Source organism: Streptomyces sp. CA-179760 (genome assembly GCF_050937045.1).
GTDB lineage: Bacteria > Actinomycetota > Actinomycetes > Streptomycetales > Streptomycetaceae > Streptomyces.
The window spans coordinates 4,693,313-4,711,597 of sequence record NZ_JBNJLZ010000001.1; the positions used below are offsets into that span (position 1 = coordinate 4,693,313).

The 18,285-nt window shown below is 72.9% G+C and carries 14 protein-coding genes, 2 tRNA genes and 3 pseudogenes; 9 read left to right on the top strand and 10 right to left on the bottom strand.

The genetic code is table 11. From position 1 onward, the window contains the following. Positions 1-38: 38 nt before the first annotated feature. Positions 39-111: transfer RNA gene (locus ACQEV8_RS21150), tRNA-Arg, on the bottom strand. Between the two features lie 184 nt (positions 112-295). Beyond that, a tRNA-Ser gene (locus ACQEV8_RS21155) sits at positions 296-386 on the bottom strand. A gap of 163 nt (positions 387-549) precedes the next feature. Here ACQEV8_RS21155 and ACQEV8_RS21160 point away from each other — a divergent pair. Beyond that, positions 550-1,065 (top strand): SSI family serine proteinase inhibitor, encoded by a 516-nt coding sequence (locus ACQEV8_RS21160; protein ID WP_432962452.1) that lies wholly within the window; start codon positions 550-552, stop codon positions 1,063-1,065. Between the two features lie 364 nt (positions 1,066-1,429). Beyond that, positions 1,430-6,062: pseudogene (locus tag ACQEV8_RS21165) on the top strand (PAS domain-containing protein). Positions 6,063-6,099: 37 nt separating this feature from the next. Here ACQEV8_RS21165 and ACQEV8_RS21170 read toward each other — a convergent pair. Next, complete coding sequence (locus ACQEV8_RS21170) at positions 6,100-6,678, bottom strand: TetR family transcriptional regulator (protein WP_432962454.1); 579 nt, start codon at positions 6,676-6,678, stop codon at positions 6,100-6,102. Between the two features lie 129 nt (positions 6,679-6,807). Between ACQEV8_RS21170 and ACQEV8_RS21175 the strand changes: the two genes are divergently transcribed. The 3 genes from ACQEV8_RS21175 to ACQEV8_RS21185 all read left to right on the top strand — a co-directional run bounded on the left by ACQEV8_RS21175 (position 6,808) and on the right by ACQEV8_RS21185 (position 8,736). Then, the gene (locus ACQEV8_RS21175; protein ID WP_432962456.1) at positions 6,808-8,019 is read left to right on the top strand and encodes an MFS transporter; all 1,212 of its coding nucleotides are present in this window, start codon (positions 6,808-6,810) and stop codon (positions 8,017-8,019) included. A gap of 110 nt (positions 8,020-8,129) precedes the next feature. Then, positions 8,130-8,585 (top strand): GNAT family N-acetyltransferase, encoded by a 456-nt coding sequence (locus tag ACQEV8_RS21180; protein WP_432962458.1) that lies wholly within the window; start codon positions 8,130-8,132, stop codon positions 8,583-8,585. Continuing rightward, the gene (locus ACQEV8_RS21185) at positions 8,476-8,736 is read left to right on the top strand and encodes a GNAT family N-acetyltransferase (RefSeq protein WP_432972869.1); all 261 of its coding nucleotides are present in this window, start codon (positions 8,476-8,478) and stop codon (positions 8,734-8,736) included. The genes ACQEV8_RS21180 and ACQEV8_RS21185 overlap by 110 nt, the downstream gene beginning before the upstream one ends. Before the next feature lie 45 nt (positions 8,737-8,781). Here the strand turns inward: ACQEV8_RS21185 and ACQEV8_RS21190 are convergent. The 6 genes and pseudogenes from ACQEV8_RS21190 to ACQEV8_RS21215 all read right to left on the bottom strand — a co-directional run bounded on the left by ACQEV8_RS21190 (position 8,782) and on the right by ACQEV8_RS21215 (position 14,753). Next, a pseudogene (locus ACQEV8_RS21190) lies at positions 8,782-10,460 on the bottom strand (long-chain fatty acid--CoA ligase). Between the two features lie 159 nt (positions 10,461-10,619). Next, positions 10,620-11,180, bottom strand: a complete 561-nt coding sequence (locus tag ACQEV8_RS21195; protein WP_432962460.1) for a SigE family RNA polymerase sigma factor — start codon at positions 11,178-11,180, stop codon at positions 10,620-10,622. Positions 11,181-11,276: 96 nt separating this feature from the next. Further along, on the bottom strand, positions 11,277-12,485 hold the full coding sequence (locus ACQEV8_RS21200; RefSeq protein WP_432962462.1) for a lipid-transfer protein: 1,209 nt from the start codon (positions 12,483-12,485) through the stop codon (positions 11,277-11,279). 402 nt (positions 12,486-12,887) lie between these two features. Continuing rightward, complete coding sequence (locus ACQEV8_RS21205; protein ID WP_432962464.1) at positions 12,888-13,313, bottom strand: MaoC family dehydratase; 426 nt, start codon at positions 13,311-13,313, stop codon at positions 12,888-12,890. Further along, entirely contained in the window at positions 13,310-14,242 is a 933-nt protein-coding gene (locus ACQEV8_RS21210; RefSeq protein ID WP_432962466.1) for a bifunctional MaoC family dehydratase N-terminal/OB-fold nucleic acid binding domain-containing protein, read from the bottom strand. The genes ACQEV8_RS21205 and ACQEV8_RS21210 overlap by 4 nt, the downstream gene beginning before the upstream one ends. A gap of 184 nt (positions 14,243-14,426) precedes the next feature. After that, complete coding sequence (locus ACQEV8_RS21215; protein WP_432962468.1) at positions 14,427-14,753, bottom strand: hypothetical protein; 327 nt, start codon at positions 14,751-14,753, stop codon at positions 14,427-14,429. Between the two features lie 368 nt (positions 14,754-15,121). Between ACQEV8_RS21215 and ACQEV8_RS21220 the strand changes: the two are divergent. The 3 genes and pseudogenes from ACQEV8_RS21220 (at position 15,122) to ACQEV8_RS21230 (ending at position 17,086) form a co-directional block, all read left to right on the top strand. Continuing rightward, positions 15,122-15,999: pseudogene (locus ACQEV8_RS21220) on the top strand (bifunctional DNA primase/polymerase). A 61-nt stretch (positions 16,000-16,060) separates the two neighbouring features. Beyond that, positions 16,061-16,519, top strand: coding sequence for a hypothetical protein (locus ACQEV8_RS21225; protein WP_432962470.1), 459 nt, complete (start codon positions 16,061-16,063; stop codon positions 16,517-16,519). Between the two features lie 9 nt (positions 16,520-16,528). Beyond that, positions 16,529-17,086: a DinB family protein gene (locus tag ACQEV8_RS21230; RefSeq protein ID WP_432962472.1), complete on the top strand. Its 558-nt coding sequence runs from the start codon at positions 16,529-16,531 to the stop codon at positions 17,084-17,086. On the opposite strand, the gene ACQEV8_RS21235 is transcribed toward ACQEV8_RS21230, so the two are convergent. Continuing rightward, complete coding sequence (locus tag ACQEV8_RS21235) at positions 17,071-17,505, bottom strand: GNAT family N-acetyltransferase (RefSeq protein WP_432962474.1); 435 nt, start codon at positions 17,503-17,505, stop codon at positions 17,071-17,073. The genes ACQEV8_RS21230 and ACQEV8_RS21235 overlap by 16 nt on opposite strands. An 84-nt stretch (positions 17,506-17,589) precedes the next feature. Here ACQEV8_RS21235 and ACQEV8_RS21240 point away from each other — a divergent pair, with 84 nt between their 5' ends. Next, positions 17,590-18,162: a GNAT family N-acetyltransferase gene (locus ACQEV8_RS21240; RefSeq protein ID WP_432962476.1), complete on the top strand. Its 573-nt coding sequence runs from the start codon at positions 17,590-17,592 to the stop codon at positions 18,160-18,162. The last annotated feature ends 123 nt before the right edge of the window (positions 18,163-18,285 follow it).

Consider the following 18,285-nt stretch of genomic DNA (forward strand, 5'->3'; position numbering starts at 1 on the left):
GGCCCTGCGGATCTCTCCGCAGGGCCTCTGACGTGCTGTGCACTCGGCAGGATTCGAACCTGCAACCTTCTGATCCGTAGTCAGATGCTCTATCCGTTAAGCTACGAGTGCTTGTTCTGTTTTATCGCCGCTCTCGGGCCTTCCGGCTCGCTCGCGGCGACAGGAAGAACATTACATGACTGCCGCCGCCATGTGAAATCCGTTTGCCGTACCCCTTGTGAGCTGCGGAAACGACTGTTCTGGGTGGTATGACAGCGAAGCCCCGGTCAGGTGACCGGGGCTTCGTGATCAAGTGCGGAGGCGGAGGGATTTGAACCCTCGATGGGATTTAAGTCCCAAACCGCATTAGCAGTGCGGCGCCATAGACCGGACTAGGCGACGCCTCCACGCACATGGCCCGCGCGAGCGCGAGTCGGTGCTTGCCGATGATGACACAGTCGAGCGCCGCGTCACCAATCGCCCCCTACGGTACTAGGCAGGAAGGTCGCAGGGCAAAAGGCTTGTCGGGCTGTCGCGCAACGTCCCGGGGCACGCCGCGTTAGTCAGGGCATGTCGACTGCCATTTCCCGGGCCGCCGCCCGAACCATGCCCCGGACCACCTCCCGCCCCGGCCTGCGGCGCCTCCTCCTCGGTGCCGCCGCCTCCGTCGCCGCCCTCGGATCACTGGCCGCGGTGTCCCCGGCCGCGTACGCCCAGACCGGGCTCGGCGACGGCAAGAGCAAGGAGCGGGATCACCTCACCGTCACCGTGCGGAACGCCGGCGGCGGGGCCGACGGGACCTTCGAGCTGTACTGCGGGCCCGACGGCGGCAGCCACCCCGACCCGAGCGGCGCCTGCGCGGCCCTGGAGCGGGACACGCGGTGGGGGCAGGAGACCTTCGCTCCCGCTCCGAAGGGCGGCTTCTGCACCATGCAGTACGGCGGGCCGGCCACCGCGCACGTCACCGGCACCTGGGCCGGGCGCCCCGTCGACGCCACGTACGACCGCCGTGACGGCTGCCAGATCTCCCGCTGGGACCGGCTCGTGCCGCTTCTGCCGGACATGAAGGGCGGGCGGCGCGCCTGAGTCCCGCGTCGACTCCGGCGGCATTTCTTCTCATGTCGCCTCCGTGACCGACCCTCCGCACCTCGTCGCATCTCGTCCGGATTTCGCCCCTCCCCGCCCTCCATCCCGCCGGTCCGGCCAAAAGGTACAGAAACACCGTCGTCGTAAAGGTCCCGCGAAGGTCCCGCGACGTCGTCGCAGGAGGGCGGGCGTTTGACGGTTACTCGGTCGTCAGTTCGGGGTCACTTGCTCGTGCGACCTCGCTCTCATCCGGCGTCGCGAGCGCAACCGCAGCCCTTAGACTCCCTCGCGTGACACGCTGCGGGACGGTTGGCAAGATGGCCCGAGCGGTCGGCAAGGTGCGGTAACAGGGAGGAAGCGTCTCGTGAGCAGCAGGCCATCCCGAGGCGCTGCTCGCCTCGCAGCCATACTGGATGCGCTCCCCGACGCGTTGGTGCTGGTCAATGCCAACGGGACGGTCGTCAACGCGAACACCATCGCCCTGGAGGCCTTCGAGACTCCGGGCACCGCTCTGGTGGGGCGCGGGCTGCTCGATCTGCTGCCGCAGTTCGACTCCAAGCTCATCCCCGGCTCCATGCGACGGCCGGAGCACCTCGATCCGCAGGGCCGGACCAAGCCGACCCGGATGATCGCGCGCAGGACCGACGGGACCGAGTTCCCCGTCGAGGTCACCAGTGCGAATCTGGAGAACGGGCAGCAGGCCTACGACGGGTACGGGTACAGCGGTGACGAGCTGCTCATGCTCGTCGTGAGGGACCTGACCGGGACCGTCGACACCGAGGCCGAGCTCGCGCGGTCGCAGCGGCAGACCGAGATGATTCTGCGGGCCGCGTCCGAAGGGGTCGTCGGGACCGACACAGACGGGCGGATCGTGCTCGTCAATCCGGCCGCCGCTCAGATACTGGGTTTCCGGGCCAGCGATCTCGGCGGGCGTGAACTGCACGAACTCGTGCTGCACTCGCGTGCCGACGGGACGGACTTCCCGTACGAGGAGTCGCCGCTCGCCGACACCCTGCGCTCCGGGCGCAAGCACCGGGTGCGCGGGCAGGTCCTGTACGCCAAGGACGGCGGCAAGGTTCCGGTCGATCTGACGACCGCGCCCGTGCGGGACGGCGACCAGCTCGTCGGCGCCGTGATGACCTTCACCGACCGGCGGCCGTACGACACGGTCGTCGAGGAGAAGGAAGCGGCGGACAAACGCCACAAGGAAGAGCTGGAGCAGGTCGCCGAGGAGCACGCCTCCGAGCTGACCGCGCTGCGCCAGCGGCACGTCACCGAGCTGGAGGAGCTGGCCGAGCGGCACGCCGAGGAACTCGGCGCGAACGAGGACCGGTACGCCGCGCTCGGGGAGCGGGAGAAGGACCGGTACGAGGCGCTCGCCGCCCGGCACGAGCAGTTGCTGACCCTGCTCGGCCGGTCGCTGCGCGGGCCGCTGGAAGAGCTGCGCCGCGAGCTGGCCGCACTGGCCTCCGACGACGCCGGGCAGCTGTGGCCCGAGGCCAACCAGGTGCTGCACCACCTGTCCGCCGGCTATTCGCGGATCACGACGCTCATCGACAACGTCCTCGGCTACCAGCGCCTCGACACGGGCAGCGAGAACGTGGCCCGTACGAAGGTGATGCTGGACGCCGTCGTCGCCGCCGGGGTCGACGGGGCCGTCGAGCTCATCGGGCCCGGGCGGGTGCAGTTCGCCGTGCACGCCCCGCCCATCGAGGCCGAGGTCGATCCCCGGCTGCTCGCCACCGCCCTCGCGCATCTCGTCGCGGACGTGGCCGGGGTCGACGCGACCGGCAACACGCCCCTGTCGGCGGGCGGGTATCTGGACAACACCGTCGTCGTGGCGGCCGCGCAGCGCGGCGAGGTCGTACGCATCGAGGTGCGCGGGCCGTACGCCGGGGGCGACACCGTGCACGAGCCGATCGTGCGGGGGATCGTCCGGGCGCACGGCGGTGTGCTGCAGACGCACGACGTGCCGGGGATGAGCGGGAGCGCGTACGTCCTCGAGGTGCCGATCGGGGGCGGGGCCGGGGCCGTTGCCGCGGATGCCGCCGCCGAGGCGGTCGACGGGGCCCTCCCCGCGGTCCTGGGTGAGCAGACCTCCGGTGGGGGCGGCGCCGGGCGCGGCGCGCCACCACGGATGCCTTCCTGGACGGGGATGTTTCCGGTGAGGGCGACGAGGCTGACGGTTCCGGTGGGTCCGGGCGGCGCAGGAGGCGGGCCGCCGGGGAACCGGCCGCTCTTCCGGCGCGGGCTTCCGGTGAGGGCCCCGGGTCGGGCGGTACCGGGCGGCGGCGCGGGCGTCCGGCGGAGGACGCCGCCGCGGAGGCCCTCGCTCTCGAGGCCGTCGGGAGTGCCGTCCAGGGTGTTGCCGAGGGGGCCGTCGTCACCGCCGCCGAGCACGCGGCCGGGACCGCCGCCTCGAACACGGGGCTGGGCGGGACCGTTCCGCCGCAGGGCGTGCCCGAGGCCTCCGGGCAGCGGGCCCGGCGTGATCCCGGTGAGCAGCGCGCGCTGCCGCCGGCGCTGCCCGCGCCGTCCGGTGACGCGGGCTCCGCTTCGGACAGTGCGGCACAGGGGCAAGGCCATCAGCCGACCGGGCGTCGGCGGCGTGCGCTGGCCGCCGCCAACGAGCGGGCGGCGCAGCAGGCCGCGGGGCCGCGTCCGGTGTTCGCCCTGCCGCCGGCCGAGGCCGATCAGACGGCCCCGGACGAACCGGCCCAGCAGGGCGTTCAGGCCGGGCAGACCGAGCAGGGGCAGGGGCAGGGGACCGAGGCTGTCGCGGCAGCGGCCGCCGCCGTTGACGGGGTGGCCGAGGAGGGGCGGCACGACGCCGTACCGCACGACCAGTCCGCCGATCACACCCCGCCGCAGCCGCATCCCACGAGTGCGCCGACCGGCCGTCGGCGGCGGGCCGTGGTGCCGCAGCAGGGCGAGGGAGCAGCGGTGCAGGCGCCCGGAGCGGCGGATGCCGCGCCGGCTGGTTCCGTAGCTGCTGCTGCCGTGCCGCCTGGTTCCGTGCCTGCGGGGCCCGGGCAGGGTGTTCCCGCGCAGCAGGACGCCGCGGGGCAGGTCCCGCCGGGGCAGGGCGCGCCCGTCCAGGTCGGGGTGGCCGCCGCCCAGGCCGTGCCGGGTGCGGCCGTGCCGGCGCAGGGGAACGCTCCGCAGGGCGGCGTCCCCCAGCCGCAGGGCGTCGCCGTACCCCCGCAGGGCGGGCTCGGGCACAGCGTGCAGGCGGCTCTTCCGGGACAGGCGCTGCAGCCTCCGGCCCTGGGTACGCAGCCGCTGCCGCAGCAGGGCGTCGCCCCACCGGCGCAGCAGCCCTCCGTCGGGCAGCCGCTCCCCGCCGAGGCCGTTCCTGGGCATGGCACGGCCACATCGGCTCAAGGCACCCCAGCTCAAGGCGCCCCCGCCCAAGGCGCCCCGGCTCAGGGCACCCCGCCCAGGGGGCCCCGGCTCAGGGCGGCACCCCCGCCCCCCAGCCGTGGCCCGCCGCCGAGGACGACGACAGCCTGGGGGCCGGTGTCGCCGTACCCCCGAACGGCACACCTCCTCAGGCGCCGCAGCCGAACATCGCGGCCCAGCACACTCCGGCCCCGGGCACTCCGTTGCCGCCGGAGGGCGCGGCGCAGGCACAGGCACAGGCGCAGGCCCAGGCCCAGGCGCAGCGGGCGGCTCAGCCGTTGCCCGCCGAGGCCTCGGCGCCCGTCGATCCGAACTCGACGCAGGGCCGGGCGATCAGCGTGCGGACGCTGGGGCAGGGCGTGCCGTTCAACCGGCAGGCGGCCCAGGTCCAGCAGCCGCCGTCCCTGTCCGTCCCCCTGCCGACGGCGACGCCTCCCCCGCACCAGCCGGGCGGATCGGGCCGCCGCCGCAAGCTCGGCACGCCGCCCGACCCGGCCACGCGGGCCGATCAGGCCACGCAGACGGAACCGGCGTCACGCCCGGATCAGGGGCAGCGCCCCGAGCAGGCCACGCGTCCCAAGCAGGCAGCACGTCCGGAGCAGGCCGCGCGTCCGCATCCGACGGCCGAGCCGACGTCCGCGCCGGTCTCCGCACAGGTGCCCGCCCAGGCGTCCGCGCCCGCCCCGGCGCAGCCGTCCCTCGCCGGTCAGTCCCGGCTCGCGCAGATGACCGAGGGCAGTGGGCGGTCGTACGCCATAGGTGCCCCCGACGAGAACGCCGCCGAGGGACCCGAGCCGCTGGACGGGCCCGGGGGTGCCGTCGAGGTGGCCGATCCGCCGCGGCCGCAGCCGATGGACGACGAACTGCCGCCGGAGCCGCTGGACAACCCGCGGCGGCTGCTGGTGTGGCCCGCGCCGGACGTCAGCACCCAGCAGGCGCTGAGCGACCGCGGCTACCGGCCGGTGATCGTGAACTCGCGCGAGGAGGTCGACGCGCAGATCGCGGCGTTCCCCGCCGCTCTGTTCGTCGACCCGCTGACCGGGCCGATCACCCGTACGGCGCTGCAGTCGCTGCGCCAGGCCGCCGTGGCCGCCGAGGTGCCCGTGCTCGTCACGGCCGGGCTCGGGCAGGCGTCGCGGGACGCGGCCTACGGTGCCGATCCGGCCGTGCTGCTGAAGGCGCTGGCGCCGCGTGACAGTGAGCAGCACCCGCCGCGGGTGCTGCTGATCGAGGAGCACGCGGAGATCGCGCTGGCACTGACGGCGACGCTGGAGCGGCGCGGGATGCAGGTCGCGCGGGCCGCGAGCGACGCGGACGCGGTGACGCTGGCGAGCGACTTCCGGCCGAACCTGGTCGTGATGGACCTGATGCAGGTGCAGCAGCGGCAGGACGGGTTCGCCGGGATCATCGACTGGCTGCGCGCGAACGGGCAGCTGAACCGCACCCCGCTCGTCGTCTACACCGCCGCCGTCGACCAGGCCGATCTGCCGCGGCTGGCCTCCGGGGAGACGGTGCTGTTCCTCGCGGAGCGGTCCACCAGCGGCGAGGTGCAGACCCGGATCGTCGAGCTGCTGAGCAGGATCGGGACCAACTGAGCCGGAGGGGCCGGCGTGCCGGTCCTGCGGACACGGCTCAGCGGGCCGTCAGCCTGCGCGCCGCCTCCTTGACCGACGCGCGCAAGCGGTCCTGGGCGTCCTCCCCGTCGCCGACCAGGATGCGCCGCATCTGCGGGACGACGGCGGTCCAGTTGGCCAGGGCGGTCAGCAGGAACAGCAGGTCGGCCGCGGGGACGGCGTCCGTGATGACGCCCCGGTCCTGGCCGTCCCGGAGGGCGGCGACCTTGCGGACGTAGTGCTCCTGGCGGGCGGACTCGTGGGGCAGTTCGGCGCTGCCGTACTCCAGGCCCTCCCAGAAGAGCAGGCGCAGCAGCTCCGGGTGGGCGGCGTGGTAGTCCATGACGCGGTCGATCCAGCTCTCGATGTCGTCCGGGACGACGGGGACGTCCTCGGCGAGATGGAGCATCTTCTTCTCGAGGACGATCGCGAACAGCTCCGCCTTGTTGCCGAAGTAGGCGTAGATCAGCTGCTTGTTCGCCTTCGCCTCGGCGGCGATGCGGTCGATGCGGGCGCCGGCGATGCCATGCCGGGCGAACTCGGCGACCGCCGCCTCGAAGATCCGGGCCTTCGTGGCCTCGGGGTCCCTTGGTGCCATGGGGGAGAGGGTAGCGCGCCAGGTAACCAACTGTTTGGTTGACAGGGAATCGCAGGGCGGCTCACACTGTTGCCTCATCATCCAACCAACCAGTTAGTTGTTAGAGCCGACTCCAAGGAGTCCTCCCTCATGCCGTCAGCGACCACGACCACGTCTCGCCGGGCCGTCCAGGCCCAGGCGCCCGCGGGGCAGGCGCGTACGCCCGCCCCCGGCCTCTTCCTCACCCTGATCGCCGTGTGCAGCGCGGTCACCGCGGCCAACATCTACCTCGCCGCACCGCTGCTCTCGCTCATGGCCCGTGACTTCGGCTCGGCCCCCTCGGCCGTCGCCTGGATCGCCTCGGTCGCCCAGCTCGGCTACGCGGTCGGCCTGCTGTTCTTCGCCCCGCTCGGCGACAGCGCGAACCGGCGCCGGCTGGTCGCGGGACTCACGGTCGTCACCACCCTCGCGCTGGGCGCCAGTGCGGCCGCCCCGGACGCCACCGCCCTCGCGGTCGCCATGTTCGTCGCCTCGGCCACGACCGTCATACCTCAACTGCTCGTCCCGCTGGTCGCCGAGCGCGCTCCCGCCGACCGGCGTGCCCGTCATGTCGCGGCCGTCATCGCGGGCCTGTTCACCGGCATCGTCGGGGCCCGGGTCCTGGGCGGGCTGGCCGGGCAGGCCTTCGGCTGGCGCTGGGTGTTCGCGGGCGCCGCCCTGCTCACCCTCGTCCTGGGGCTGGCGACCGCGTTCGTCCTGCCGTCCCGGCGGCGGCGGGAAGGCCCGCTGTTCGCCGGGCTCGCCGCGCTGCCCTCGGTGCTGCGGCTCTCGCCAGACCTGTGGCGGGCGTGCCTGCGGCAGGCCGGCATGTTCGGCGCGTGGAGCGCGCTGTGGACCGCGCTCTCCCTGCTGCTGACCGGGCCGGAGTACGGACTGTCCCCCGCGACCGCCGGACTCTTCGGGCTCTTCGGGCTGACGGCGAGTGCGGTGGCTCCGCTGGCGGGCGGGTTCGTGGACCGGTTCGGCGCGGCGCGTGTCGTACGGTCCGCGTATCTGCTCGCGGCCGTGTCCGTGCCGCTGTTCTGGCTGGGCGGGCACGTGCTGGGCGGGCTGTTCGCCGCCGCGATCGCGATCCACGCGGCGCTGGTCGCCTCCCATGTCGCCAACCAGACCCTCGCCCTGACCGCGACATCCACGCCGGCCACCGCCAACACCGCTTACGTGGTCGCCGGCTTCGCGGGCGGCGCCGCCGCCTCGGCTCTCGGCGGGGCCGCCTTCAGCCACTTCGGCTGGGGCGGGGTGTGCGCGGTGGCGGGGCTGTGGCTGGTGCTGGGGTGGGGGCTGACCTCGGTGCGGCGGTGAGGTGATGCCGCAGGACGGTAGCGCGGGGCGGCGGTGAGGTGATGCCGCAGGACGGTAGCGCGGGGCGGCGGTGAGGTGATGCCGCAGGGCGGTAGCGCGGTGCCGGGTGGATGGACTCCCGCGCTCGCGAGGGGCCGTGGACAGCCGTACACCGGGGTGGGCATGATCGTCCTGTGCGCCGCGAAACCGTGACCCTGAGCAAGATCGTCCCGGACGACTGGGCCGCCGTCCACACCTGGGCGGGTCTGTCCGAGGCCTGTCGTTATCAGCCGTGGGGACCGAACACTCCGGACGAGACCCGGGAATTCGTGGCGGGGGCGGTCGCGGCCTGGTCGGACAGCCCGCAGCGCCGGTTCCCCTACGTGGCCCGCCTCGGTCCGGATGTGGTGGGGATGGGGGAACTGCGGGTGCGCGGCGACAGCCGGCGGCAGCCGGCGGCAGGGCGAGATCTCCTACATCGTGCATCCGCGCGTGTGGGGGCGGGGCGTCGGGACAGAGATCGGGCGGCTGCTTCTCGCGCACGCCTTCGACGGGATGCGGCTGCATCGCGTCCATGCCACCTGTGACCCGCGGAACCTCGGCTCCGCGCGCGTGCTGGCCAAGCTCGGCATGACGCTCGAGGGACATCTGCGGCACACCCAGATCATCCGCGACGGCTGGCGGGACTCGCTGGTCTTCGGCCTGCTCGAGGACGAATGGCGCCCCGGGTCGGGGTGACGGAGCCCCTGGCGGTGGCCAGGGGCTCCGGGGAGTGCGGCGGGGTCAGCCGAGCCGGGTGATGTCCAGGTCGCCCTCCGCGTACTGCCTGCGCAGTACCTTTTTGTCGAACTTGCCGACGCTCGTCTTGGGGACCGACTCGATGACCGTCCAGCGCTCCGGGAGCTGCCACTTGGCGATGTGGCCCTCGTCGGCGAGGAAGGCGCGCAGGGTCTCGAAGGTGGCGGTGGCGCCCTCCTTGAGGACGACCGTGGCCAGGGGACGCTCGCCCCACTTGTCGTCGGGGACGGCGACGACGGCCGCCTCGGCGACGTCCGGGTGGGCCATGAGCGCGTTCTCCAGATCCACCGACGAGATCCACTCGCCGCCGGACTTGATGACGTCCTTGGCCCGGTCGGTGAGGGTCAGGTAGCCGTCCGGGGAGATGGTCCCCACGTCGCCCGTCTTGAGCCAGCCGTCCTCGCTGAACTTGTCGGCGGGGCGCAGCGGGTCGGCGTCCGGGCCGTTGTAGTAGGCGCCCGCGATCCAGGGGCCGCGCACCTCCAGCTCACCGGCCGACTCGCCGTCCCAGGGGAGGCGTTCGCCGCCGGGGCCGGTCAGGCGGCCCTCGACGCCGGCCGGGAAACGGCCCTGGGTGAGACGGTAGGCGAGCTCCTCCGCCGTGCCGACCACACTGGCCGGAGGGCGGGCGATCGTGCCGAGCGGGGACGTCTCCGTCATGCCCCAGGCGTGGCAGACCCGCATGCCCAGCTTGTCGAAGGCCTCCATGAGCGAGGGCGGACAGGCCGCGCCGCCGATGGTGACCTGGCCGAGGAAGGAGACGTCACGCGGGTTCGCGGTCAGCTCGGCGAGCAGGCCCTGCCAGATGGTGGGGACGGCGGCCGCGTGGGTGGGCTTCTCGCTCTCGATCATCGCCGCGAGCGGGGCCGGCTGGAGGAAGCGGTCCGGCATCAGCATGTTCACGCCGGTCATGAAGGTCGCGTGCGGCAGGCCCCATGCGTTCACATGGAACTGGGGCACGACGACCAGCGAGGTGTCCCCGTCGGTCAGGCCCATCGACTGGGCCATGTTGACCTGCATGGAGTGCAGATAGATGGAGCGGTGGCTGTAGACCACGCCCTTGGGGTCGCCGGTGGTGCCGGAGGTGTAGCACATGGCGGCGGCCTGGCGTTCGTCCAGCTCGGGCCAGTCGTACGACGTCGGCTTCCCGGCGATCAGGTCCTCGTACTCGTGGACACGGGCGGTCGCGTCCGCGAGGAGGGAGCGGTCCCCGGGCCCGTGACGACCACGTGCTCGACCGTCTTCAGGTGCGGGAGCAGCGGGGCGAGCAGGGGGAGCAGCGAACCGTTGGCGATGATCACGCGGTCGGCGGCGTGGTTGACGATCCAGGCCAGCTGCTCGGGCGGGAGGCGGAGGTTCAGGGTGTGCAGGACCGCGCCCATGGACGGGATCGCGAAGTAGGCCTCCACATGCTCCGCGTTGTTCCAGGCCAGAGTCGCGACCCGTTCGTCGCCGGCGACGCCGAGGTCCTCCCGCAGCGCGTGGGCCAGCTGGGCCGCGCGGGCGCCGATCTCCGCGAAGGAGCGGCGGTGCGGCTCGTCCTCACCGGTCCACGTGGTCACCTGTGATGTCCCGTGGATCGTGGACCCGTGGGTCAGGATCCTCGAGATCAGCAGCGGTACGTCCTGCATCGTGCTCAGCACGGCGTCCTCCCGGGGCGACATTGCCTACGCGGTGGTAAAGGTTGCGCTGATTCTGCTCACATACCGCGTGGTATGTCACTAGGACCGGGCGATCGATCACATCACGCCAGGCGGAAGGAGGGGTTCAGCCGCGGCCGAGGCGGCGTGGGAGCGGCGCCCCCGCGGCGGGCGAGACGAGGCTCACTGGCGGACAAGTCCCAGCTCGGTGTCCTCGCGGAGCTTTCCCAGCGCGCGCGAGACGGCCGACTTCACCGTGCCCACAGAGACGCCGAGCACTTCGGCCGTCTGGACCTCGCTCAGGTCCTCGTAGTACCTGAGGACTACCATCGCCCGCTGCCGTGCGGGCAGCCGCATGATCGCCCGCCACATCGCGTCGCGCAGCGCCTGCTGCTCGGCCGGGTCGTCGCGGCCGATCGCCGGCTCCGGCTCCGGCATCTCGTCGCAGGCGAACTCGTCTACCTTGCGCTTGCGCCACTGCGACGTCCGCGTGTTCAGCAGCGCCCGGCGCACATAGCCGTCGAGGGCGCGGTGGTCCTCGATACGCTCCCAGGCGACGTACGTCTTGGTGAGCGCGGTCTGCAACAGGTCCTCCGCGTCGCTCGGGTTGCCGGTGAGCGAGCGGGCGGTACGCAGCAGCACCGGCTGGCGGGCCCTGACGTACGACGAGAACGACGGATACGGAAGGGTCTGCGCCGCTGGTGAAGCGGCCTTCGACGCGCTGGTGCAGACGAGTGTGGTCATGGCTCAACGCTAGGAGCGGGCCGGGTCGAGCGGATCGGCCGCAGGTCCCGAAGCGGGGTCCCCCTCAGGTTGTAGGGGTAGGGCCCGCCGCACCTCCTACAGGTGGAGCGGGGGGACCGGGGTACTGCGGGATGTCCCCTGCGGGTCGGCGGTGAGTACGAGTCCCGACGTAGGCACGCCCGTCCCCGCCGTCACCAGGACCCGTTCCGCTCCGGGCACCGGATTCACCGCCGTCCCCCTGATCTGCCGCACGGCCTCCGCCACCCCGTTCATCCCGTGCAGGTAGGCCTCCCCCAGCTGTCCCCCGTGGGTGTTGAGCGGCAGGCACCTCTCGGCCACGAAGTCCGGGGCCTCGCCGGGGCCGCAGAAGCCGAACTCCTCCAGCTGCGTCAGCACGAACGGCGTGAAGTGGTCGTAGAGGATCCCCACGTCGATGTCGGCCGGTGCGAGTCCCGAGGTCCGCCACAGCTGCCGGGCCACCACCGCCGTCTCGGGCAGGCCGGTCAGGTCGTCGCGGTAGAAGCTGGTCATCTGCTCCTGCGCGCGTCCCGCGCCCTGGGCGGCCGCCGCGATCACGGCGGGCGGGTTCGGCAGGTCGCGGGCCCGCTCCACGGAGGTGACGACGAGGGCCTGGCCGCCGTCGGTCTCCTGGCAGCAGTCCAGCAGCCGCAGCGGCTCGGCGATCCAGCGGGACGCGGCGTGGTCGGCCAGGGTGATGGGCCGGTTGTGGAAGTACGCCGCCGGGTTGGTCGCCGCGTACGCGCGGTCGACCACGGCCACGTGCCCGAACACCTCCGGATCCAGCCCGTACGTGTGGAGGTAGCGCTGGGCCGCCATGGCCACCCAGGAGGCCGGGGTGAGCAGGCCGAACGGCAGCGACCAGCCCAGCGCCGCGCCCTCGGCCGACGGCTCGCGGTGCCGGACGCCGGAGCCGAAGCGGCGGCCCGAGCGCTCGTTGAACGCCCGGTAGCAGACGACCACGTCCGCCACGCCCGCCGCGATCGCGAGGGCCGCCTGCTGGACGGTGGCGCAGGCCGCGCCGCCGCCGTAGTGGATCCGGGAGAAGAAGGAGAGCTCGCCGATACCCGCCGCCTGGGCCACGGTGATCTCGGGGCTGGTGTCCATGGTGAAGGTGACCAGTCCGTCGACGTCGGCCGGCGTCAGTCCCGCGTCCGCGAGGGCCGCCCGGACCGCCTCGACGGCCAGGCGCAGTTCGCTGCGGCCCGAGTCCTTGGAGAACTCGGTGGCTCCGATGCCGGCGATGGCCGCCCGGCCGCCGAGGGTGTCGTGCCGGCGGGGACTCATGATGGGCCTCCTGGGGTCATGCGGGGCCTTCCGGGGCACTGCCCGGCCTCCCGGGGCACTGCCCGGCCTCCGGGGGCACTGCCCGGCCTCCGGGGGCTCTGCCCGGCCCCCCGGAATCACTGCCCGGCCTCCCGGGGGCTCTGCCCGGCCCCCCGGGAACACTGCCCGGCCCCCCGGGAACACTGCCGGGCCTCCCGGGGTCATGCCGGGCCTACTCGGCTCATGCCGGCCTCCTCGCCTCACGCAGGGCCAGTCGCCCGGGGTGCCGCGAGCGCCCGCGGCGGCCACGGCGCGGCGGCACGCGTCGGCCGGAGTGCCACGGCACGCGTCGGCCGGAGTGCCGCGGCCCCCGGCCGCCGGAGAGACGCGGCCCCCCGGCCGCCGGGGAGACGGTGTCGCCGGTCATGACCGTGAGGGTCGGCCGGGAGCCGTCGCCGTCCCGGCTCCCGAGGGGACCGTGACCGTCACCGTGCCGGTGACGTGCCTGCCGATGCCGTTCGTACCGACGACCCGGACCGTCACCATCTCGCCGTCGATCTCCTCGACCGTGCCCGTGAGCACCATCGTGTCGCCGGGGTGGTTGGGCGCGCCGAGCCGGATGGCGACCCGGCGCAGCACGGCCAGGGGGCCGAAGTGGTCCGTGATGTAGCGGCCGACCAGGCCGTTGGTCGTCAGGATGTTCATGAAGATGTCGGGGGAGCCCTTCTGCCGGGCCAGGTCCGGATCGTGGTGCACGTCCTGGTAGTCGCGGGACGCGATCGCACCGGCGACGATCAGGGTGCGGGTGACCGGGATCTCCAGGGGCGGGAGGCGGTCGCCGGCGTTCACCGGGTCACCCCCTGGAAGACGGGCAGCACCAACTCGTCGTCGTAGCGCCGGAAGTCGAGCCGGACCGGCATCCCGATGCGCACCTTGTCGTACGGCACTCCGACCACGTTGCTGATGATCCGCACGCCCTCCGCGAGCTCGATCAGCCCGACCGCGTATGGGGGCTCGAATGCCGGGAAGGGCGGGTGGTGCATGACGACGTACGAATACACAGCGCCCTCGCCGCTCGCCTCCACGGTGTCCCACTCCGGGGAGCCGCAGCTGTTGCAGCCCGGCAGCCAGGGGAAACGCAGGTCGCCGCAGCCGGTGCAGCGCTGGATCAGCAGCTCGTGGCGGGCCACGCCCTCCCAGAAGCCGGCGTTGTCGCGGTTGATCACGGGGCGCGGGCGGCGTTCCTTCGGGCGCGGCGGCCGGTGTGCGGGGGCGTACTTGAGGATGCGGAAGCGGTGAGTGCCGGCGAGTTCGCCGCCGGCCCGGACGTCCGTACGGGTCGTCACGAAGTAGCCCGCCCCCAGCTTCGTGGCCTTGCGGCCCGAGACCGACTCGATCACCGAGTCGAAGGTGATCTCGTCTCCGGGGCGCAGGGGGCGGACGTATTCCTGCTCGCAGTCGGTGGCGACGACCGCGTCGTAGCCCGACTCGTCGAGCAGGCGCAGGAGTTCGTCGTAGGCCGCCGTGCGTTCCGGGCGGCGGGTGAGGCCCGCCATGGTCCATGCCTGGAGCATGGTGGGGGGAGCGATGGCGTCCGGCCCGGTGTAGGCGGGGCTGGTGTCGCCCATGGCCTCGCACCAGTGCCTGATCATCGGCTCGTTGACGGGGTCCCGGCCGACCCCGGTGGCGGCGGCCGGGCGGCCCTCGTAGGCCTTCAGGCGCGCCTCGAACTCCTGGGACCCCTCGGACTCGTCGTGGACCTCCGGCTCACCCTTCACGATTTCTGACTGTCCGTCAGATGCGCGGCGGCGTCAAGGCATCGGACCCCATGACACGAAAACGCACGGACGCGAGAACGCCTGCGCGGCGGTACCGGAGTACCGCCGCTCAGACGCTTGTCACCCCACGAAGCACACACCCACCCGGACGGCGGGCCGATGCCGGTGCACCGGCCCGCTCAGCTCACCACCACAGCGGGGTGAAGCTGACGGCGGTGTTGTCGTTGCCCTGATTGACGGCCGTGAAGGCCGAGCCGTTGACATGGGCGGTGTTGCTCTGGTTCGAGGCGCCCTCGCCGACGGCCTGCTGGTTCGTGGTGGACGAGGTGCCGAAGTTGTCACCGCCGACACCACTGCCGAGGACACCCGCCTCGGCCTCCGTGACGGACGCGATCGATCCGTTGTCCGCGAAGGAGCCGTTGTCCGCCGTCGCGACACCGCTGAAGAGGGCGGCCGCGAGCGGAAGGGCGGAGACGGCGGCGATGACGCGGGCGGTACGGATGCTTGCCATGTTGTTGTCCCTCCAAGGACTTCGGAGACTCAGAGACTTCAGAACCAAGGACTGCGTGGAGAAGTACTGCCGCTTCCAGGGAAGTTGGCCGACCGCCCTGGTCCGTTGCTCGACGTCGCGAGTCCAGAGTTGCCCACCGAATCCCCGGCGAACCACACTGGAAGCCCCTATTCGCACTCAAGCGTGATGACATGTCGATAAACCCCTTTGCATCACTTCCGTACCGAAGCTTGGGCGGAAGGGGCGGTTCGAACCCTGGTGCCGCAAGGGGCGAAGCGGTCCCGCACTTTTCGCACACAGGCCTCCACCCCGGCGCGTCACCCCCGCTCCCTCTTTCCTTTTTCGAACGTACGTACGAAACTAGAAGCATGGCCACCACCGACCGGCAGGCCACGACGCTGGCCCTCGCACACGCCCTGTCAGCCGCCGAACGCGGACTGGCCGTCATCCCCCTGTCCCGCACCAAGCTCCCGGCGCTGCGCTCCCCGCACCGCGACGACCCCGCCCCCTCCCCCTGCCACGGCGCGTGCGGCCGCCTCGGCCACGGCGTGTACGACGCCTCCAGCGACCCGGCCCGCATCCGCGAACTGTTCGCCGCGGCGCCCTGGGCGACCGGCTACGGCATCGCCTGCGGCCTGCCCCCGCACCAGCTGATCGGCATCGACCTGGACGTGAAGACCGGCACGGACGCCTCGGCCGCCCTGCGCGAACTGGCCCTGCGGCATCTGTTCACCATCCCCCGACGGTGGTGGTCCTGACCCCGTCCGGCGGGCGTCACCTGTGGCTGAGCGGCCCGCCCGACGTGGTGGTCCCCAACTCGGCGGGCCGTCTCGCCCCCGGCATCGACATCCGGGGCGCCGGGGGCTACCTCGTCGGGCCCGGCTCCCGCACGGGCCAGGGGGTGTACGCCGCCGCCCCCGGGACCGCGCGGCTGGCGCCCGCCCCCTGCCCGCGCTCCCTGCTGCGGCTGCTGCTCCCGCCGCCGCGTGCCCACCACCCCATGTCCCCGTCGGCACTGCCGTCACCCGGCGGGCACGGCCAGGGCCTGGTCCAGTTCGTCCTCGCCGCGCACGAGGGCCAGCGCAACACCCGGCTGTTCTGGGCGGCCTGCCGGGCGTACGAGGGCGGCATCGGCCCGGCGCTCGTGGACCCCCTGGTCGAAGCGGCGCGCGGTACCGGCCTGTCCGAGCGTGAGGCCCGGGCGACGATCGCGTCGGCGGCCCGGATGACGGCGCACCGGCCGTGAGCCGGGCCTCGTCCACCAGCACCGAAAGACTTTCATGCACCAGCACGCCAGACCGCCGGCCATGGCGCTCGCACGCCTCGTTCTCGCCTCCGGCCGCTCGGTGGACCTCGCCGAACTGCGGTTCACGTCGACTTACGGCGACCTGCTCTCGGCCTGCGGCGGCCCGCCGGAGTTCTATCCCTGCGAGCCGGTCAACGATCTGCGGATCCGCGAGCTGGTGCACGCCGCCGAGCGGTCCCACCCCGGCACGCCCGTCCACCTGGTCCCGCCCCCGCGGGAGCGCACCGGCCAGTACGCGGGCGGACTCGGTCCCGTCGAGGTCCTGCCCGCCGTGGCCTGCCTCGGCACGTTCCACTCCGCCGCCCTCGATCCGGCCCGCGACCCGGTCCTGTACCGCTCGCGCCTGGCCGTCGTCCGGTTCCAGCCGACTCCGCGTCCGCCGTCGGGCTGCGGCAGGGAAGGGCCGCTGCGGGAGCTCGACTGGATGGGTCTGGCCCGGGACGAGCGAGTGCTTGCGTAGGGTCGTCCGATGAGCGTTCCCCGTACGGAACTGCCGCGCTGGCAGTTCGAGTTGACCTGGTCGTTGTTCGAGTACCACCTGGAGCGGCTGGAGCCCGAGGACTTCCTCTGGGAGCCCGCGCCCCTCTGCTGGACGATGCGCCGGGCCCCCGACGGCAGCTGGGTACCGGACTGGTCGGACACCGAGCCCGACCCTGTGCCTGTCCCCACGATCGCCTGGGTGAGCTGGCACATCGGCTGGTGGTGGAGCGTCACCCTGGACCACGCGCTGAGCCGGCCGCCCCGCGACCGCACGGACATCGCCTGGCCCGGCGAGGGCGCCCCCACCGTCGAGTGGCTGCGCGACCTGCGCACTCAGTGGCTGGCGGTCCTCGACGGCCTCACCGACACCGACCTCGACGCCACGGCCGCGTTCCCGTCGCAGGGCGACCCCCAGTACACCGTCGCGCACATGGTGGCCTGGGTGAACGCCGAGCTGATGAAGAACGTGACCGAGATCGGCCAGCTGCGGATGCTGCGGGCGGCGTCGGGACCGGGGCAGGCGTCGGCGGCTCAGTCCACCGTGTAGCGGTGGACCGTCGACTCCCGGGCCTGGAAACCGAGTCGCTCGTAGAGCCGGTTCGCCGCGGCGCGGTCCGGCCGGGAAGTGAGGTCGACCGTGCGGGCACCGGCCCGGCGGGCGAGGCGCAGGGCCTCCTCGATGAGCAGGGCCGCGATGCCCCGCCCGCGCGCCGCGTCGTCGACGACCACGTCCTCGACGCGTCCCCGCGGCCCGGACGGCAGGGGCAGCAGCACGAGCGTCAGGGTGCCGACGATCGCGCCGCCGGCCCGGGCCACGAGCACGGTGTTCGCATCACAGCTCACCAGGCGACCGACCGCCGCGCGGTCCAGGGGCCGGGCCGTCGCGGACAGCTGCGGAAGCAACCGCCCCAAGGCGACGACGAGTTCCTCACTCGGCTCCCGGATGATCTCGACACGGATGTCCATGCCGGGAGCGTAGCCGCGCGGGCCGGGCCATCGGCCGGGACGAACCGAGCGGCGAAGCCGGCAGGGGCGTGACATCGTGGTGCCATGACCATCGACGTCCGCCCGGCCACGGATTTCGAGGACGTCCGTGCCGTGCTCGGGCCGAAGTCGCCCGGGGCGAATGTCTGCTGGTGCCTCAGCTACCGGATCCCCTCCAAGCTCAACAACGAACTGCGCGGCCCGGCCCGCGGTGACTACGTCGCTGAGCTGTGCGGTGCGGAACCACCCCCGGGCGTGCTCGCCTACGACGGGGACGAACCGGTCGGCTGGGCCGCCGTCGCACCGCGCTCGGACACCTCGTTCGCCCGGAACCGCAAGATCCCGCACGTGGACGACCTGCCCGTCTGGTCCCTGTGGTGCGTCCGGGTCCGCCCCGGCCACCGCAAGCAGGGCGTCTCGCACGCCCTCATCGCCGGCGCGGTCGACTTCGCGCGCGCCCGGGGCGCCCCGGCGATCGAGGCGTACCCCCTCAACAACGGCGACGCCAAGGTCGACCTGACGATGGCCTACGCAGGCCTGAGGAAGAACTTCGAACGGGCCGGCTTCACCTACGCGGCCCCCACCACATCGGTCCTGGCCGGCCATCCCCGCATCCTGATGCGCCTCGACCTGCGCTGAGCGGCCCGGCATGCGAATGCCCGACCGCTGGCGACGGGGGATGCACCAGCGGTCGGGCTATGGCCAAGGGTAACAAGCGCTTGCGCGGAAGGAGCCGACTGCCCGTCAGGAAACCCAGGTTGT

Bases quoted from the DNA above. Each gene is read 5' to 3' on its own strand.
- ACQEV8_RS21160 (WP_432962452.1), top strand. From the start codon at position 550: ATGTCGACTGCCATTTCCCGGGCCGCCGCCCGAACCATGCCCCGGACC.
- ACQEV8_RS21170 (WP_432962454.1), bottom strand. From the start codon at position 6,678: ATGGCACCAAGGGACCCCGAGGCCACGAAGGCCCGGATCTTCGAGGCG.
- ACQEV8_RS21175 (WP_432962456.1), top strand. From the start codon at position 6,808: ATGCCGTCAGCGACCACGACCACGTCTCGCCGGGCCGTCCAGGCCCAG.
- ACQEV8_RS21180 (WP_432962458.1), top strand. From the start codon at position 8,130: ATGGACTCCCGCGCTCGCGAGGGGCCGTGGACAGCCGTACACCGGGGT.
- ACQEV8_RS21195 (WP_432962460.1), bottom strand. From the start codon at position 11,180: ATGACCACACTCGTCTGCACCAGCGCGTCGAAGGCCGCTTCACCAGCG.
- ACQEV8_RS21200 (WP_432962462.1), bottom strand. From the start codon at position 12,485: ATGAGTCCCCGCCGGCACGACACCCTCGGCGGCCGGGCGGCCATCGCC.
- ACQEV8_RS21215 (WP_432962468.1), bottom strand. From the start codon at position 14,753: ATGGCAAGCATCCGTACCGCCCGCGTCATCGCCGCCGTCTCCGCCCTT.
- ACQEV8_RS21225 (WP_432962470.1), top strand. From the start codon at position 16,061: ATGGCGCTCGCACGCCTCGTTCTCGCCTCCGGCCGCTCGGTGGACCTC.
- ACQEV8_RS21230 (WP_432962472.1), top strand. From the start codon at position 16,529: ATGAGCGTTCCCCGTACGGAACTGCCGCGCTGGCAGTTCGAGTTGACC.
- ACQEV8_RS21235 (WP_432962474.1), bottom strand. From the start codon at position 17,505: ATGGACATCCGTGTCGAGATCATCCGGGAGCCGAGTGAGGAACTCGTC.
- ACQEV8_RS21240 (WP_432962476.1), top strand. From the start codon at position 17,590: ATGACCATCGACGTCCGCCCGGCCACGGATTTCGAGGACGTCCGTGCC.